Source organism: Bradyrhizobium sp. Mp19 (genome assembly GCF_029952935.1).
GTDB classification, from domain to species: Bacteria; Pseudomonadota; Alphaproteobacteria; order Rhizobiales; family Xanthobacteraceae; genus Bradyrhizobium; species Bradyrhizobium elkanii.
On record NZ_JASAUT010000008.1, the window covers coordinates 160,078 to 175,280 of the forward strand.

At 64.8% G+C, this 15,203-nt stretch carries 14 protein-coding genes and 1 tRNA gene; 2 read left to right on the forward strand and 13 right to left on the reverse strand.

What is annotated here, in order from left to right; all coding sequences use genetic code 11:
- Positions 1-28 precede the first annotated feature (28 nt).
- Complete coding sequence (locus tag QJT82_RS13110; RefSeq protein ID WP_028344612.1) at positions 29-583, forward strand: invasion associated locus B family protein; 555 nt, start codon at positions 29-31, stop codon at positions 581-583.
- A gap of 27 nt (positions 584-610) precedes the next feature.
- On the opposite strand, the gene QJT82_RS13115 is transcribed toward QJT82_RS13110, so the two are convergent.
- The 5 genes from QJT82_RS13115 to QJT82_RS13135 all read right to left on the reverse strand — a co-directional run bounded on the left by QJT82_RS13115 (position 611) and on the right by QJT82_RS13135 (position 4,600).
- On the reverse strand, positions 611-1,018 hold the full coding sequence (locus tag QJT82_RS13115; RefSeq protein WP_018271115.1) for a GNAT family N-acetyltransferase: 408 nt from the start codon (positions 1,016-1,018) through the stop codon (positions 611-613).
- A gap of 174 nt (positions 1,019-1,192) precedes the next feature.
- Positions 1,193-1,266 (reverse strand) — tRNA-Gln (locus QJT82_RS13120).
- A gap of 196 nt (positions 1,267-1,462) precedes the next feature.
- Complete coding sequence (locus QJT82_RS13125) at positions 1,463-1,663, reverse strand: hypothetical protein (protein WP_035633965.1); 201 nt, start codon at positions 1,661-1,663, stop codon at positions 1,463-1,465.
- Positions 1,664-1,778: 115 nt separating this feature from the next.
- A complete protein-coding gene (locus QJT82_RS13130) occupies positions 1,779-1,940 on the reverse strand; it encodes a hypothetical protein (RefSeq protein ID WP_155258837.1) in 162 nt (53 codons plus the stop codon).
- 179 nt (positions 1,941-2,119) lie between these two features.
- Positions 2,120-4,600 carry a penicillin-binding protein 1A gene (locus tag QJT82_RS13135; RefSeq protein WP_028344610.1) on the reverse strand — a complete coding sequence of 827 codons (2,481 nt, stop codon included), beginning with the start codon at positions 4,598-4,600 and terminating at the stop codon, positions 2,120-2,122.
- Positions 4,601-5,155: 555 nt separating this feature from the next.
- Here QJT82_RS13135 and QJT82_RS13140 point away from each other — a divergent pair.
- Positions 5,156-5,491: a hypothetical protein gene (locus tag QJT82_RS13140; RefSeq protein WP_244435761.1), complete on the forward strand. Its 336-nt coding sequence runs from the start codon at positions 5,156-5,158 to the stop codon at positions 5,489-5,491.
- A gap of 119 nt (positions 5,492-5,610) precedes the next feature.
- Here QJT82_RS13140 and ggt read toward each other — a convergent pair whose 3' ends face one another.
- The 8 genes from ggt to QJT82_RS13180 all read right to left on the reverse strand — a co-directional run bounded on the left by ggt (position 5,611) and on the right by QJT82_RS13180 (position 15,116).
- Positions 5,611-7,347: a gamma-glutamyltransferase gene (ggt, locus tag QJT82_RS13145; RefSeq protein ID WP_028344608.1), complete on the reverse strand. Its 1,737-nt coding sequence runs from the start codon at positions 7,345-7,347 to the stop codon at positions 5,611-5,613.
- An 83-nt stretch (positions 7,348-7,430) separates the two neighbouring features.
- On the reverse strand, positions 7,431-8,942 hold the full coding sequence (locus tag QJT82_RS13150) for an amino acid permease (protein WP_245288939.1): 1,512 nt from the start codon (positions 8,940-8,942) through the stop codon (positions 7,431-7,433).
- A gap of 134 nt (positions 8,943-9,076) precedes the next feature.
- Positions 9,077-9,385, reverse strand: coding sequence for a BA14K family protein (locus QJT82_RS13155; RefSeq protein WP_063607138.1), 309 nt, complete (start codon positions 9,383-9,385; stop codon positions 9,077-9,079).
- 138 nt (positions 9,386-9,523) lie between these two features.
- Positions 9,524-10,021 carry a cytochrome c gene (locus QJT82_RS13160; RefSeq protein ID WP_051448193.1) on the reverse strand — a complete coding sequence of 166 codons (498 nt, stop codon included), beginning with the start codon at positions 10,019-10,021 and terminating at the stop codon, positions 9,524-9,526.
- 34 nt (positions 10,022-10,055) lie between these two features.
- The gene (gene soxC, locus QJT82_RS13165) at positions 10,056-11,333 is read right to left on the reverse strand and encodes a sulfite dehydrogenase (RefSeq protein WP_028344605.1); all 1,278 of its coding nucleotides are present in this window, start codon (positions 11,331-11,333) and stop codon (positions 10,056-10,058) included.
- 125 nt (positions 11,334-11,458) lie between these two features.
- Complete coding sequence (locus tag QJT82_RS13170; protein ID WP_028344604.1) at positions 11,459-11,929, reverse strand: DUF1801 domain-containing protein; 471 nt, start codon at positions 11,927-11,929, stop codon at positions 11,459-11,461.
- 154 nt (positions 11,930-12,083) lie between these two features.
- Positions 12,084-13,040 (reverse strand): catechol 2,3-dioxygenase, encoded by a 957-nt coding sequence (locus tag QJT82_RS13175; RefSeq protein ID WP_028344603.1) that lies wholly within the window; start codon positions 13,038-13,040, stop codon positions 12,084-12,086.
- A 183-nt stretch (positions 13,041-13,223) separates the two neighbouring features.
- Positions 13,224-15,116, reverse strand: coding sequence for an EAL domain-containing protein (locus tag QJT82_RS13180; RefSeq protein WP_338132209.1), 1,893 nt, complete (start codon positions 15,114-15,116; stop codon positions 13,224-13,226).
- Positions 15,117-15,203 lie beyond the last annotated feature (87 nt).

The following is a 15,203-nucleotide window of genomic DNA, read 5'->3' on the forward strand; positions in this document are numbered from 1 at the left end:
GAAAGATGTCCATTTCGGAGCCGGTATCGTGAAGATTGTCGCAAAGTCGCTCTTCGTCCTGTTGACCTTGTTCGGCGTGGCCCACGCTGGCCATGCCCAGACGGCCAAGAACAAGAACGCGCCCGCTCCGGCAGCTGCTCCCGCCGCGCCTCAGGGTGATGCAGCAGCCCCCAACAATTCCGGCTGGGTCGCGCGCTGTACCAGTGCGAGCCGCGACGCCCCGCTCGAATGCGCGATGGAACAGACCGCGGTGCTCACCAAGACCGGGCAGCTCATCGTGCTGGTCAACATCCGCGTTCCCGGCGACACCCGCACGCCGGTTGCGCTGATCCAGCTTCCGCTCGGACTGAACCTGCCTGTCGGCGCCAAGCTGCAGGTCGACGACGGCAAGGCCGTCGACGTGCCGATCCAGACCTGCGAGGCACGCGGCTGCTACATCAACACGCCGATCGCCGCCGATGTTCTGAGCCAGCTGAAATCGGGCAAGCAGCTCAAGGTGTCGTTCCAGAATCTCGGCAAGGAAACCATCTCTATCCCGATGCCGCTCGCCGACTTCGCGACGGTCTACGACAAGATCAAGTAGCGGCGCGCCGCGAACCAGCCTTTATCGCTAACGCTCCCGCTTGTAGAGGAACGCGTTGTCCGGCTGCGGCATGCCGATGGTCTTGTAGAACCCGATCGAGTCAGGCGCCGACAGCAGCAGGCACATCGATTCAGGTCCGGCGAGACGCCGCGTTTCCGCGATCAGGCGCTTGCCGATGCCATGTCCCTGGTACCCGCGATCGACTGCAAGGTCCGACAAATAGCAGCAATAGGCGAAATCGGTCAGCGCGCGCGACACGCCGACCAACTTGCCCGCCTTCCGCGCCGTCACGATCAGATTCGCATTGGCGATCATGCGCTCCATCCGGTCGGTATCCGCCAGCGGTCGCCGCTCGCCGAGGCCCGACTGGCGCAGCACCTCGATGAACTCGTCGACGCCGATCGACGCTTCGCGGGCATAGAGAATTTCGTCCATCACCTTAAACCTCTGTCGCAACGGGCCGGACCACACGCGCGAGACCATGGTGGATTACGCGGGACTGATCCACCCTCATGTCGTGATGGCCCATACCGCGTCCTGCATCAGGCGCAGGCCGCGCCCGGCAATCTCGTCGACATTTCAGAGGATGATCGCGCCACCGAGGCAGATTGGCTGGGGAACCTGGATTCGAACCAAGACAAACAGAGTCAGAGTCTGTTGTGCTACCGTTACACCATTCCCCAAGAATTGTCCGTGGTATCAACTGCTTAGCTGAATGACTGGACATCTCGGTGCAGCGGGTTCGCCTGCCAAATCAGCGCCCGCGCGAGTGCGACCTTCTACCCGCTTGGTTGAGGGCTTGGCAAGCATTGTTGGCGGAGTGGGCGCGAAAATCGCAGTTCGGGACGCCACTGACCCGACCGGTGAGAGCCACACGAGTCACAGTCCGGCGAGCAATTCCAGCAGCAGTTCGGGCCAAGCTGCCAACACGGCTCCAACACCAAATCCGGCGGTGCCGAACCCAATCGCGCCGATCCAGCCGTGGCACCCAAATCCCAGCAGCGCGCCGATCACGGTTGCCATTCCAACCACCGAAACCGTCCAGATCACCTGAACCACGACGACGAGCGTCTTGATCATTGGTCTCACGCACAATCGCTTGTTGGAGGAACCGCCCCAACAACGGCACCCGCCTCGCATTCGCGCGGACGTCGCGACCGCTCTCCCTATTTTGTGCGCCTTACCGCCGGAGCGTTCACACACCTCCCCTGGAGTTGATCGCCCACAGACAGCCGAGCGTCAGCGCCACCGCAAGCACCGCGAGACGCAGGCCCTGTTTCTTGCCGCGGGACATCGACGACCTGTCGACCAGAAAGTTGATTGCCATCACGGTGATGACGCCAGACACGACTGCCATGCGTACGCCCCTGCATTTGCCAGTGCAAAGGCCTATTGAGGCGCTCAAAACAATCCCTTGGCGAACTCATTAAAATGCGGAGCAACACATGCCATCTGGCGTGTCATGCTGTCGCATGCATCGCTGGTTCGTGCGGAAGGTCGAACGGCGTCTTGTTGAACGCGCCCCGCCGGCGGGCGTCAGTACAGCCCGCCCGTCCCTGACCGCATCACGGCCCGATCGGCGTCCGGCGAAATGCCCTGCTGGGTGCCGTCGATCACATCGGTGCCGGCGACCATCCCGGGATCATTGAACGGCGGCGCCTGGCCCGGCTTGAAGGCTTCGAGCACCACGCCCCTGTTCTGGCCAGGCGCGGCGCGCTGGCCGGTCTTGGCATCGACAAGGACCAGTCGGATGCCGACCGGCTGCTTGAACGGGGTGGCGGGCTTGTCGGCCAGCGCGAGCTTCAGGAAGTCGCGCGCGATCGGCGCTGCGGTGTGGCCGGCCTGCGCGTTGCGGCCGAGCGAGCGCGGCTTGTCGTAGCCGACATAGAGACCGACCACGAGGTCCGGCGAGAAGCCGACGAACCAGAGATCCTTGGCCTCGTTCGAGGTGCCGGTCTTGCCGGCGAGCGGCTTGCCGACGTCCTTCAGCGCGGTGCCGGTACCGGCCTGAATCACGCCCTCCATCAGCGAGGTGATCTGGTAGGCGGACATCGCGTCGAGCACGCGCTCGCGGCGGTCGACGAGCTGCGGCTCCGGCTGGCTCTTCCAGCCCTCCGGCGCGTCGCAGCCGCGGCATTCGCGCTGATCGTGCTTGAAGATGGTGTGGCCGTAGCGGTCCTGGATGCGGTCGATCAAGGTCGGCTTCACGCGGACGCCGCCGTTGGCGATCATCGAATAGGCTGTGGCCATCCGCATCACCGTGGTCTCGCCGGCGCCGAGCGCATAGGCAAGATAGTTCGGCAACTCGTCATAGACGCCGAAGCGCTTTGCATACTCGCCGATCAGCGGCATGCCGATTTCCTGCGCTAGCCGCACGGTCACCGTGTTGAGCGACAGCCGCAGCGCGTTGCGCAGCGTCACCTGGCCCTGATACTTGCCGGTGGAGAAGTTTTCGGGCCGCCAGATGTTGCCCTGCCCCTGGTCGATCTCGATCGGGGCGTCGATCATCATGGTCGATCCGGTGTAGCCATTGTCGAGCGCCGACGAATAGACGATCGGCTTGAAGGTCGAGCCGGGCTGCCGATAGGCCTGGGTCGCGCGGTTGAACTGGCTCTGGTCGAACGAGAAGCCGCCGACCATCGCCAGCACGCGGCCGGTGTGCGGATCCATCGCCACCATCGCACCCGACAGTTCGGGGATCTGACGCAGCCGGTACTGGCCTTCGACGCGCTGGCCGTCCTTGCTGAAGAGCGGGTCGGCGTAGATCACGTCGCCGGGCTGCAGCACCTGCGCCACCGATGTCGGCGTCTTGCCCCTGCTCTTGGCCCAGCGCACGCCGTCCATCGTGACGATGCCGGTCTCGCGCTGCTTGCTGATGGCGCCGCCGAGCTCGCGGCCCGGCTGGAAGCCGATCCGTGCCGACTGATCGTTGCTCTCCAGCACCACCGCCATCCGCCACGGCGAGATATCGGACAGCGACTTAATCTCGGCGAGCGGCACGCCCCAGTCACTGGTCAGGTCGAGCTTCTGGATCGCACCGCGATAGCCCTGCTGCTCGTCATAGTTGACGAGCCCAGCCACCATGGCCTTGCGCGCCATCACCTGGACCTTGGGGTCGAGCGTGGTGCGCACCGACAGGCCGCCCTCATAGAGCTTCTTCTCGCCATAGCGCTCGAAGATGTCGCGGCGGACTTCTTCCGAGAAATATTCGCCGGCGAAGGTGTGCGCGCCATTGCTGCGGTTGGTGACGGTCAGCGGCTCCTTGCGCGCCTTGTCGGCGTCGGCCGCGGTGATCCAGCCGTTCTCCTGCAGGCGGTCGATCACGTAGTTGCGGCGTTCGACCGCGCGCGCGCGGTTGCGCACCGGATGCAGGCTCGCCGGCATTTTCGGCAGCGCCGCCAGATAGGCCACTTCCGCGACCGTCAGTTCATTGACGGACTTGTCGAAATACACCAGCGAGGCCGCCGCGATGCCGTAGGCGCCAAGGCCGAGATAGATTTCGTTGAGATAGAGCTCGAGGATCTTGTCCTTGGAGTAAGCCCGCTCGATTCGCATCGCCAGCAAGGCTTCCTTGATCTTGCGGGTGAACGAGACCTCGTTGGTCAAAAGGAAGTTCTTGGCGACCTGCTGGGTGATGGTCGAGGCGCCCTGCGGCCGCCGGTTGGAACCGAAGTTCTGGATGTAGGAGACGCCGGCGCGCGCCATGCCGGTATAGTCGATGCCGCCATGCTCGTAGAAATTCTTGTCCTCGGCGGCGAGGAACGCGTTGATCACGAGCTTCGGCACCGCCTGGATCGGCAGATAGAGCCTGCGCTCCTTGGCGTATTCGCCGAGCAGCGAGCCGTCGGCCGCATGCACGCGGGTCATCACCGGCGGCTCGTAGTTCTGGAGCTGCGAATAGTCGGGCAGGTCCTTGGAGAAATGCCAGAACAGCCCTGCGACTGCGGCCAGACCAGCCAGGAACAGGATGGTGCCTGCGGTGAACAGGAACCCGAAGAACCGCAACAGAAATTTCATCGACCAGATTTCCGTGGCGAATACGTCGCTCGTTCTGAGCGCGCTGCGTGCCACTTAGGCCGCCCGGTATATCGGTCGCTCCATGGACCTGCAATTCAACACCGGAGAATTAAAGCAAGCCAAGCGTCAAACTTATGCCATAGAGCCCGGCTCGCGCCCGCAGCCAAATCGGCAGACCTCGCCGACTGGCGGTGCCCGTGGAGGCTGCATCGATCTCCGCTGCAGCGCTGCGCGATTCGCGCGCCGCGCCTGATAGCGCTGCGGTCTCGCTACGCTTGCGCGGAGAGCACGTTACGAAAGAGCGCGGGCCGGACGGATCGATTCCCCTATCCGCCCGCCGATTTGAGTGCTGCGACATCAGAAACCGGTGGACAGCGCCGGCGCGCCGGCCACATTAAGGATTTGTTAACTATAACTACCGCAAGTTGTTGGCATACACCGACTCGCGACGGGCTGATTTGGATGGCACTGCGCGGATTTAGACGGCCTTTTACGGCCGATCCGAATGTCCTTGGATTTCCAAGACCACCCACATCGGCGATGGGCACAGAAGCCTTGGACCTCGTCTATCAGGCGGCGGATTTGTTCCGCAGCATCGAGGACAGGGCTCGCGCCGGCGAGGCCCGCGCCGAGGCCGCCGAACAGGCGCAGCTCGAAATCATCGCCGCCACCGAGCGCAAATTGAGGGATGCGTCGCGGGCGCTTGAGGAAGCCCGACGGCGCATCGAGTCCCAACAGGAGCAGCTCGATGCGGCCGAATTCCGGGCCCAGGCCGCCGAAGCCGAGGCGCGCGAAGCCAAACAATCCCTGGCCCTGGTCGAAGACGCGATCCGCCGGCGCCTGCTGCTGACCAGCGGGCACGACGACGGCAGGTCGACCGCCGTCGCCTGACGCGCGGCGCGGATCAATTGGAGCGGTAGCCCGCATGAGCGGAGCGACATGCGGGAGCTCAACAAGACCCGGATATCGCTTCGCTCATCCGGGCTACGGGTTGTCGTTGGCCGTCACGCTCAATACCCCGCAGCGAGCCCCGAATTGCGGCGCGGATCGTTCGCGCCATAGAAGCGGTTGTTGCCGACCGGCTTGCCGTCCAGCGATGGCGCGCCGATGATGATCACCGCGAGGTGATTGGCCGGCTGCGGCGGCCCGAATTTGTGGCCCATGCCTTCCAGGATCCTCCGCGTGTCCGGCGACAGCGTATAGTCCTCGAGGTTGGTCGCCTCCGGCAGCCACTGCTGGTGGAAGCGCGGCATGTCCACGGCCTCCTGCGCGTTCATGCCGTAGTCGATCGCGTTGATCATCGTCAGCAGCACGGCGGTGATGATGCGGCTGCCGCCCGGGGTACCCATCACGATGACCGGCTTGCCGTCCTTGGAGACGATGGTCGGGCTCATCGAGGACAGCGGACGCTTGCCGGGGACGATCGCGTTGGCCTCCCCCTGCACCAGCCCATACAGGTTCGGCACGCCGACCTTGGCGGTGAAGTCGTCCATCTCGTCATTGAGCAGCACGCCGGTCTTGGCCGCCGTCACCTTGGCGCCGAACCAGTCGTTCAGCGTGTAGGTGACCGACACCGCATTGCCGTCCTTGTCGGCAATCGAATAGTGCGTGGTGTTGCTGCCCTCATGCGGCGGAACGCCGGGCTTGATGTCCCTGGAGACGCCGGCCTTTGCCGGGTCGATCGCGGCACGGATCTTCGCGGCGTAAGTCTTGTCGAGCAGCCGCTCGAGCGGATTCTTCACGAAGTCCGGATCGCCGAGATAGCTGTTGCGATCGACGTAAGCGTGGCGCATCGCCTCGATCTGGTAGTGCACCGCCTGCGCCGAATGGTAGCCGAGCTCCTTCAGCGGATAGCCCTCGAGGATGTTGAGCATCTCGCAGATCACCACGCCGCCCGAACTAGGCGGCGGCGCCGAGACCACGTGGTAACCGCGATAGTCACATTCGACCGGCGCCAGCTCGCGAACCCTGTAGTTGTCCAGATCCTCCTGCGTCAGCAGGCCCTTGCCGGCCTGGCTCGCGGCGACGATCGCCGCACCGACCCAGCCCTTGTAGAAGCCATCCGTGCCGCGCTTGCTGATCTCGCGCAGCGTCTCGGCGAGCTCGTGCTGCGTCAGCCGCTCGCCGACCTGGAACGGGTTTCCATTGTTGAGAAAGATCGCGGCCGAGGGCGGATCCTGGCGAAGATCGTCGACCGCAGAATCCAACATCTGAATGTCGCCGCGGTCGAGCACGAAACCGTCCTCGGCGAGTTGCAGCGCCGGCGCGATCACGTCGGCGCGCTTCATGGTGCCGTATTTCTCGCGCGCATATTCCATGCCCGCGACCGAACCGGGCACGCCGACGGCGAGATGGCCCTTGGTGGAGAGGCCGGCGACAATCTTGCCTTCCTTGTCGAGATACATGTCGGCGGTGGCGCCCTTCGGCGCGGTCTCGCGGAAATCCAGGAAGGTCTTGCGGCCGTCGGCGAACTGGATGGTCATGAATCCCCCGCCACCAAGATTGCCGGCGGCGGGATAGGCCACTGCAAGCGCATAACCGACGGCGACCGCCGCATCGACCGCATTGCCGCCCCGCTTCAACACCTCGACGCCGACCTGCGTGGCAAGATGTTGCGCGGAAACCACCATGCCGTTCTCGGCGGCGACCGGCGCAACCGAGGCCGCGCGACCGGGAACTGCCGACACGATGCCGACCGAGACGAGCGCGGCGACCATCCATCGCGCGCGTGCATTTGGATTTTTCATGAAGCCTCCCGGGACCTGCGCCGACTGTCGCGGCTTGCAGCGCTATCTCAACGCGTACATCTAGCAGGCCGCACGCGCGCGCACTATAGGCCCGCGCGGTCTCCACCGCTCGCCCGCAGCCGGCTATGCCGTCTGCCATAGGCCGCGTAGATCACAAGCCCGATCAGTAGCCACACCGCGAGCCTGATCCAGGTGTCGAGCGGCAGGCCGAACATCAGGAACAGCGAGGTTGCAGCGGCAGCCGGGGCCACCAGCCAGATCGCCGGCGCCTTGAACGGACGCGGCAATTCCGGATCGCGCACGCGCAGCACCAGCGTGCCGATCGAGACCACCGTGAATGCGAACAGCGTGCCGATCGAGACCAATTCGCCGACCAGCCCGATCGGCAACAGCCCGCCGAGAACAGCGGCGATGGTGCCGGCGAAGATGGTCGAGACATAGGGGGTCTGGAAGCGCGGATGGATTTTGGCGGCAAAGCCCGGCAGCAATCCGTCATGCGCCATGGCGCGAAAGATCCGCGGTTGCGCCAGCAGCATGATGAGGATCACCGATGTCAATCCGAACAGGATGCCGAGCTTGATGAACGGACCGAGCCAGCCGATGCCGACCGCATCGATGCCGACGGCGATCGGATCGGGCACGCTGAGCCGGTCATAGGGCACGATGCCGGTCAGTACGAATCCGACCGCGACATAGAGCGCGGCGCAGATCACGAGCGAGCCGAGAATGCCGATCGGCATATCGCGCTCCGGCGTCTTCGCTTCCTGTGCCGCGGTCGAGATCGCGTCGAAGCCGATATAGGCGAAGAACACCACCGCCGCGCCGCGGACCACGCCGGACCAGCCGAACACGCCAGGACCGGCATTCGGCGGGATCAGCGCGCCCTCCGGGTTGCTCGCCGTCACCCAGTTCGCCAGCGTCACCGAGGAAGCCGCGGTAGCGAGAAACAGCGCGATGACGACGAGCTTGACCACAACGACGAAGCTGGTGAAGCGCGCGGACTCGCGAATGCCGACCACCAGCAGCGTGGTCACGAAGGCGATGATCGCCATCGCCGGGATGTTGATGACCGCACCGGTCGACGACCACACGCCGGTGTTGACGTCGTAGGCGAGCGGCGCCGAGGTGAATTGCTGCGGCAGGTTGATGCCGAAATCGCGCATCAGACTGACGAAATAGCCGGACCACCCGACCGAGACCGCGATCGCGCCGACCGCGTATTCGAGGATCAGATCCCAGCCGATGATCCAGGCGATCAGTTCGCCCAGCGTGGCATAGGCATAGGTGTACGCGCTGCCGCAGATCGGCACCGTCGACGACATCTCGGCGTAGCACAGGCCGGCGAAGGCGCAGGCCACCGCACCAATCATGAAGGAGAGCGTGACCGCGGGACCGGCATTGGCGGCGGCCGCGTGGCCCGTCAGCACGAAGATGCCGGCGCCGATGATGCCGCCGATGCCGAGCGTGACCAGTTGCAACGCCGACAGCGACCGCCTGAAGACCGGCGTCTCCGCGTCGCCGTCGGCCCGCGCCGCCTCCCGCAACAGGTCCGAGGTCGACTTTCGGTCCCAGAAACCGGCCAGAGCGTCTGTCACGCCGGGTGTCCTCCGCCGCTCGGGTCCGGCGGGACCCGACACGATCGGCAGACTATAACGCGGCTAACGTCCAGTCGTTCGCGCGCCGGGCGAATGCCGGCGCCGTTATCCACCGCCAAGCGCGGTGCAGGGCCTTATCGGCAGGGATGGCGACGGCCGTCGCGGCCAAGGAAGGTGCCGGACGCCGGATCGAATGAACGGTAACGCGCACAGGCGGAAGATGGCTCCGCTGCGGGCATGGCACCGTAGGCGTTCGCCGGATTGCGCCCGCGCTGCGCGGCCTCCTGGGCCTCACCCCATGGCGTCAGGGCGCCGCCGTTGATCGCGCTGCGCCCGGGATTTTGCGCGTCGAAATATGCCGGCTCCGACATCTGGGCCGCGACCGGCGTGAACGTCATTCCCACGAGCAGCATGGCGGCTGCGACTGCCCATGACCTGGTCATGCGGCCTCTCCTATCGATCAATAAACGTGTGCCGGATGACGGCCGAGCCGCCCCCAAACGGAGATAGGGACGGCAATCCTCCGGGCACAGGGGCCACGGCGTCACGATGCTGCGAGCAAGCCAGCCGTGGCCCGCCGCTCAATGGTTATGCACGTCCGGCCGCGGGTCGGAGACGAACCCGTCGCGGTTCGGCATCTTGATCGTGGCGAGCGACCTGGCGTCGAGCACCGCATTGGCCGGCACGATGCCGTTGAGGCTGAGGATGTAAGCGGACACCGCGTAGACGTCCTCATTGCTCAGCGACTGCGGCGCGTTCTGCGGCATCGCGCGGCGGATGTAGTCGAATAGCGTCGGCGCATAGGGCCAATAGCTGCCGACGGTGCGGATCGGCTTCGGGCTCGCCAGCGTGCCCTGTCCGCCGACCAGGCGGTCGCCGACGCCGCCCTGCCCGCTGTCGCCATGGCACGCTGCGCATTGCTCGATGAACACCGTGCGGCCGCGCTCGACGTTGCCGCTGCCCGGCGGCAGGTTGGAGCCGTCACGGCCGATATCGATGTTCCAGCCGGCGATCTCGGCAGGCGTTGCCGCACGCCCGATGCCAAAGCGATCCTCGGCCTGCCCGGCAGTGGCGAGCATCGCGACCGCACTCGCAAGGAACGCCGCCTTGAGCTTACGCCTGGCCATTGGTCACCTCACCATTCGCATCGATGCGCCAGGGCCAGATCGCGTTGTTGTGGTAGAACGAGTTGAGACCGCGCACCTTGACCAATTCCGCCAGCGTCGGCTGGACGTATCCGGTCTCGTCGATGGCGCGGCTCTGGATCACGGCAGGCTTGCCGTCCCAATGCCAGGGCAAGCGGAAGCGCGTGAGCGCGCGCGTCAACACGGGCTCCTGCAATTCGGCCTGCTGCCAGCTCTTGCCCTCGTCGAGCGAGACCTCGACGCTCTTGACCTTGCCGTGACCGCTCCAGGCGATGCCGGTAATCTCGTGAAAGCCCTGCGTGGTCAGCTTCTGCCCGCCGGACGGCCGCGTGATGATCGACTTGGCTTCCATATAGAAGGTGAATTCGCGCGACGTGCCGTCGGGCATCGGGTCGGTGTATTTCGAGGTCTCCTCGCGCGAATAGGCCGGCTCGGCGACGACCTTGAGCCGGCGCAGCCACTTCACGTTCATGTTGCCCTCGAAGCCGGGCAGCAACAGGCGTAGCGGATAGCCCTGCTGCGGGCGCAGCCGCTCGCCATTCTGGCTGTAGACCAGCATGGCGTCATCGAGGCATTTCTCGATCGGGATCGAGCGCGTCAACGCAGCGGCGTCGGCGCCTTCGGCCACGATCCATTTGGCGCCCGCCTGCAGGCCCGCTTCGTCCAGCACCGTCTTGAGCGGCACGCCGGTCCATTCCGCGCAGCTCAGGAGGCCGACGAGGTCGGAGGCCGTCTTGCCGTAGGGCTTGGTGTAGACCGGATTGCCGGAGCACTCGAGAAAGTGGATGCGCGACTGCGACGGAAAGCGGCGGATATCCTCCATCGTGAACACCAGCGGGCGATCGACCATGCCATGCAGCACCAGCCGGTGCTCGGCCGGGTCGATGGTCGGCACGCCGCCATGGTGCCGTTCGTAGAACAAACCGTTCGGCGTGATGATGCCGTCGAGCTCCTGCAACGGCGTGCGGCCCGAGGCGGAAATATATTGCGGCAGTGTCTTCGAGATGTTCTTGACGACAGCCTTCTCGTGAACCGATGGCGTGCCATAGGGTTGGCTTCCCATCGGGTCGCCGGGCGCTTTCATCCATTCCGGCACATTGGGCGGAAGATTATTCCCCTGTTCGGCAAGCGCGGTAGAGCCGGCAACTCCCGATATCGCGGAGCCACCGGCCATTGCTGCACCGGCCTGAAGGAATCGCCTGCGAGACGCCTCTCGCACGCGCTTGTCCGTCGTGTGTTCGCTCATCGACGTTTTCCTCTGACGTTACCGGGTGCAGCCTAACACCAAACAGCTGAGGCGAAGCAATGCTCCATCGCGCATAGCCGCATCGACGGCGCGTGATGGCCGTTGTTCGACAGTCTTGCTTGCGTTCACATCCGTTCGCCGGGCAACTGACTGGCTTGCTTCACCCACGCGATGAACTGGGCTTCGTCGAGTTCGTCGCTCTCGTGAATGTCGAGATAGCGCGTGTGCTGCTGCCTGGACTCGCCCGGCGGCACCGGATGCAGCGACGCGCCGCGAAAGAACGCCACCTTGACGTAGCGCGTGAAGACATGGATGCCGAGGAACCAGCCTTCCCCTTCCATGCCGTAGAGCGGCGAATTCCACTTCACCGCCTTGTGCACGCCGGGGACGGTACGCGCGATGAGCGCGTCAAGCTTGCGTCCAACGTCGCGCTTCCACCCCGGCATCGCGGCGATATAGGCTTGCACCGGAGCGTCGCCATATCCCTTGGCGATCTGCGGATTACCGCCTGCGAGCAGACGCGGCTTTGCAATGCCACGCTTCGCGACGCTCTTTTTCGCACTCTTCGCCGACGTCTTTGGCGTCTTGCCAGCCATTGTGCTCGTTCTCACCGGTTCACGTCTCGCGCGCAGCGTCCGTCCTCGCGAGCCGGATCATATCGGCTGCGCGTCGGTGTTGTCGTCAGCGAGCTCGCGTGTTCGCGGCGGCGTATCGACGCGCTCGGGCGGCTTTCGTGTGGCGGTCCGGCATCTAGTCGATCACGGGCGGCGTGCCGTGGGTGTGGAACGACTCGATCGTCTTCAACCCCCACGCCTGTCCCTTCTTGCGCTCTTCCTCGGTCCATACGATCGGCTTCCAGTCCGGCGCGAGGATCAGGCGTGCGCCGGCGTTGGCGACCTCGACGCGGTTGCCGCCGGGTTCATAGACATAGAGGAAGAAGGTCTGCTGGATCGCGTGCTTGTGCGGCCCGGTCTCGATATGCACCCCGTGCTCGAGAAAAATATCCGCGGCCCGCAGGATCTCCTCGCGGCTGTCGAGCGCGTAGGTGACATGGTGAAACCGGCCGCGCTTGCCGTAATGGTCGCGCGTATAGGCGAAGTCGTAGCTCTTGTTCGACATCGTCATCCACATCGCGGCTTCCGTGCCGTCGTTGAGCACGATCTGCTCGGTGGTGCGGCAGCCGAGGTAGTCTTCGAAGAACAGACGGTTGGCCTTGATGTCGACCGCGAGGCAATTGAGATGGTCGAGCCGCCGGACATTGACGCCGCGCGCCGGAAAGCGCTGCGCCTGATTTTTCAGCGCGGGCTTCAGCTCGGACGGCGCCTCGTACCACTCAGTCTCGTAATAGAGCTCGATGACATGGCCGTCGGGATCGCGGCAGCGGAATGCCGGCCCCTGCCCCATGTCACCATCGATCCAGCCGATATCGAAGCCCGAGCCCTTCAGCGCGGCGACGCGGCGTTCGAGCGCCTGCGGGCTGCGCGCCCGCAGCGCCATGTGCTCCATCCCTGAAGTCTTTGACGCCGTCAGCTTCAGCGAATAGCGCTCGTAATCGTCCCAGCCGCGCAGATAGACCGACTCGCCCTTGCGGCCGCTGACGGTCATGCCCATGACGTCGACGAAGAATTTCAGGCTCTGGTCCGGCTTCGGCGTCAAGAGCTCCATGTGCCCGAGATGCGCGAGATCGAAGATCGGTTCCGGCTGCATGGGCGGTCTCCCTCCGCGACGACGCCGGATCGACGACTTGCGGTTGGACAGGTGAGCGGCGCGTCGATTTGTACTAGTGTACAAATGATTAGGCCTCGTCAACAAATGATTGGCGCCGGCAATTGCCGCGCGCACGGCACTCCGTGCCTGGAATCACCCGATAAAAGCGGTCGAGGCAGGCGGTCAGGCGACCGAGACGGCGGTCTCGCGATACGACGAGAGCAGCTTGCGGATTTCAGCCGATGACACCGGCCGGCTGAACAGATAGCCCTGCATCTCGGTGCAGCCGAGGATGCGCAGCAGGTTGCGCTGCTGCTCGGTCTCGACGCCCTCCGCGGTCGTGGTCATGTCGCTGGCAGCAGCGATGTTGACGACGGCCTGGACGATCGTGGACGACGCGCCGGTCCCGGCGAGATCCTTGATGAAGGCGCGATCGATCTTGATCTTGTCGAACGGGAAGCGCTGCAGGTAGCTCAGCGAGGAATAGCCGGTGCCGAAATCATCGAGCGCGATACGGACGCCGAGTTCGCGCAGCTGATGCAGGATATCGAGCGCAGCCTCGTCGTCGCGGATCAGCACCGCCTCGGTGATCTCGAGCTCGAGCCGCGAAGGTGCAAGACCTGTCGCGGAGAGCGCGGCGGCGACGTTGAGCGCCAGTGTCTGGCTCTTGAACTGGATCGGAGACACGTTGACCGCGACATGAACATGCTCCGGCCAGTTCATCGCCTCGCGGCACGCGGTGTTGAGTACCCAGTGACCGAGATCGTTGATCAGGCCGGTGTCCTCGGCGATCGGGATGAAATCCGCCGGCGAGATGGTGCCGCGTTCCGGATGACGCCAGCGCACCAGCGCCTCGCAGCAACTGACCTGGCCCTCCTCGAGGTGGAGCAGCGGCTGATAGTGCAGCTCGAAGCTGCCGTCGGCGATCGCCTGGCGCAGCTCGAGCTCGAGGCTGCGCCGCGCCTTGGCGCGCGCGTCCATGCCGGTCTCGAAGAACCGGTAGGTGCGGCGGCCGTCGCTCTTGGCTCCATAGAGCGCGAGGTCGGCATTGCGCAGCAATTGATCGATGTCGAGACCGTCGGCGGGCGCAACGGCGATGCCGATGCTGGCGTCGGTGGTGATCAGATGCCCGCTGCAGTCGATCGGCCGGCGGATCGCCTGATAGATCGCAGCAAGGAGCTGCATGGTCTCGGTCTGATCGCGGACGACGGTCTGGATCACGGCAAACTCGTCACCGCCGAGCCGCGCCGCGACGTCGGTGTCCCCAACGCAGGTGCGCAGGCGGTCGGCGATCGCCCTGAGCAATTCGTCGCCGATCTGATGGCCGAGCGCGTCGTTGACGGCCTTGAACTCGTCGATGTCGATATACATGACCGCGAGCTGCTGATCCGGCCGGATCGCCCTCAGCGCCCGCTCCAGGCGCTCGCGGAACAGCACGCGGTTCGGCAGGTCGGTCAGCGCATCATAATGCGCCATGTGGGCGATCTTGTTCTCGGTGCGCGTGCGCTCCGTGATATCCTGGATGGTCGCCACCCAGCCGCCTTCCGGCAGCGGCTTGTTGACGATCTCGATGGCGCGCCCGCCCGGCGCCTGCGTCAGCTGGCGCGTGGCGCGGCCAAGCTTCACGTTGCCCATGATGGCGTCGCAGAAGTCGTCGACATCGCCGTCGAACGAGCCGGTCTCCTGCCTGTGCGCGATCAGCCGGTGCATGGTGCAGCCGGGCTTGGCGACGTCGGGCGAAAGCCCGAACATCTCGATGTAGGGACGGTTGCAGATGATGATGCGCGCCGACGCATCGTAGAGCACGAGGCCCTGCGGAATGTTGTTCACGGCAGTCATGAGATTGCGACGTTCGGTGGCGAGCCGCTCGTCGGAGATTTCGTGCCGCTTGAGCAACAGGAAGACGATCACGGCCATGATCGCGAATGCCGCCATCAGCAGGCCTTCGCGCTCGCTCCATTGCGCGGTCGCGCTTCCGAGCAGGCTGCCGACCAACAGGCCGGCACAGAACGCCAGCCCCTTAGTCGAGCCGGTGTCGGCATGTCCTGACGATGAATTGCGATGTTCGATGCGCACGCTGATCTCTCCCGGGCGCGGCATCGTTACGCAGCACAAATGGAAAGGTCGTTACAACTCGCAGTTAGCAATCGGTTACGCGATACC

Excerpts from the sequence above, each read along its gene's own strand:
- QJT82_RS13170 (WP_028344604.1), bottom strand. The coding sequence starts at position 11,929 with ATGGCTGGCAAGACGCCAAAGACGTCGGCGAAGAGTGCGAAAAAGAGC.
- ggt (WP_028344608.1), bottom strand. The coding sequence starts at position 7,347 with ATGAAAAATCCAAATGCACGCGCGCGATGGATGGTCGCCGCGCTCGTC.
- QJT82_RS13115 (WP_018271115.1), bottom strand. The coding sequence starts at position 1,018 with ATGGACGAAATTCTCTATGCCCGCGAAGCGTCGATCGGCGTCGACGAG.
- QJT82_RS13125 (WP_035633965.1), bottom strand. The coding sequence starts at position 1,663 with ATGATCAAGACGCTCGTCGTCGTGGTTCAGGTGATCTGGACGGTTTCG.
- QJT82_RS13175 (WP_028344603.1), bottom strand. The coding sequence starts at position 13,040 with ATGCAGCCGGAACCGATCTTCGATCTCGCGCATCTCGGGCACATGGAG.
- QJT82_RS13160 (WP_051448193.1), bottom strand. The coding sequence starts at position 10,021 with ATGCTCGCCACTGCCGGGCAGGCCGAGGATCGCTTTGGCATCGGGCGT.
- QJT82_RS13130 (WP_155258837.1), bottom strand. The coding sequence starts at position 1,940 with ATGGCAGTCGTGTCTGGCGTCATCACCGTGATGGCAATCAACTTTCTG.
- QJT82_RS13135 (WP_028344610.1), bottom strand. The coding sequence starts at position 4,600 with ATGAAATTTCTGTTGCGGTTCTTCGGGTTCCTGTTCACCGCAGGCACC.
- QJT82_RS13155 (WP_063607138.1), bottom strand. The coding sequence starts at position 9,385 with ATGACCAGGTCATGGGCAGTCGCAGCCGCCATGCTGCTCGTGGGAATG.
- soxC (WP_028344605.1), bottom strand. The coding sequence starts at position 11,333 with ATGAGCGAACACACGACGGACAAGCGCGTGCGAGAGGCGTCTCGCAGG.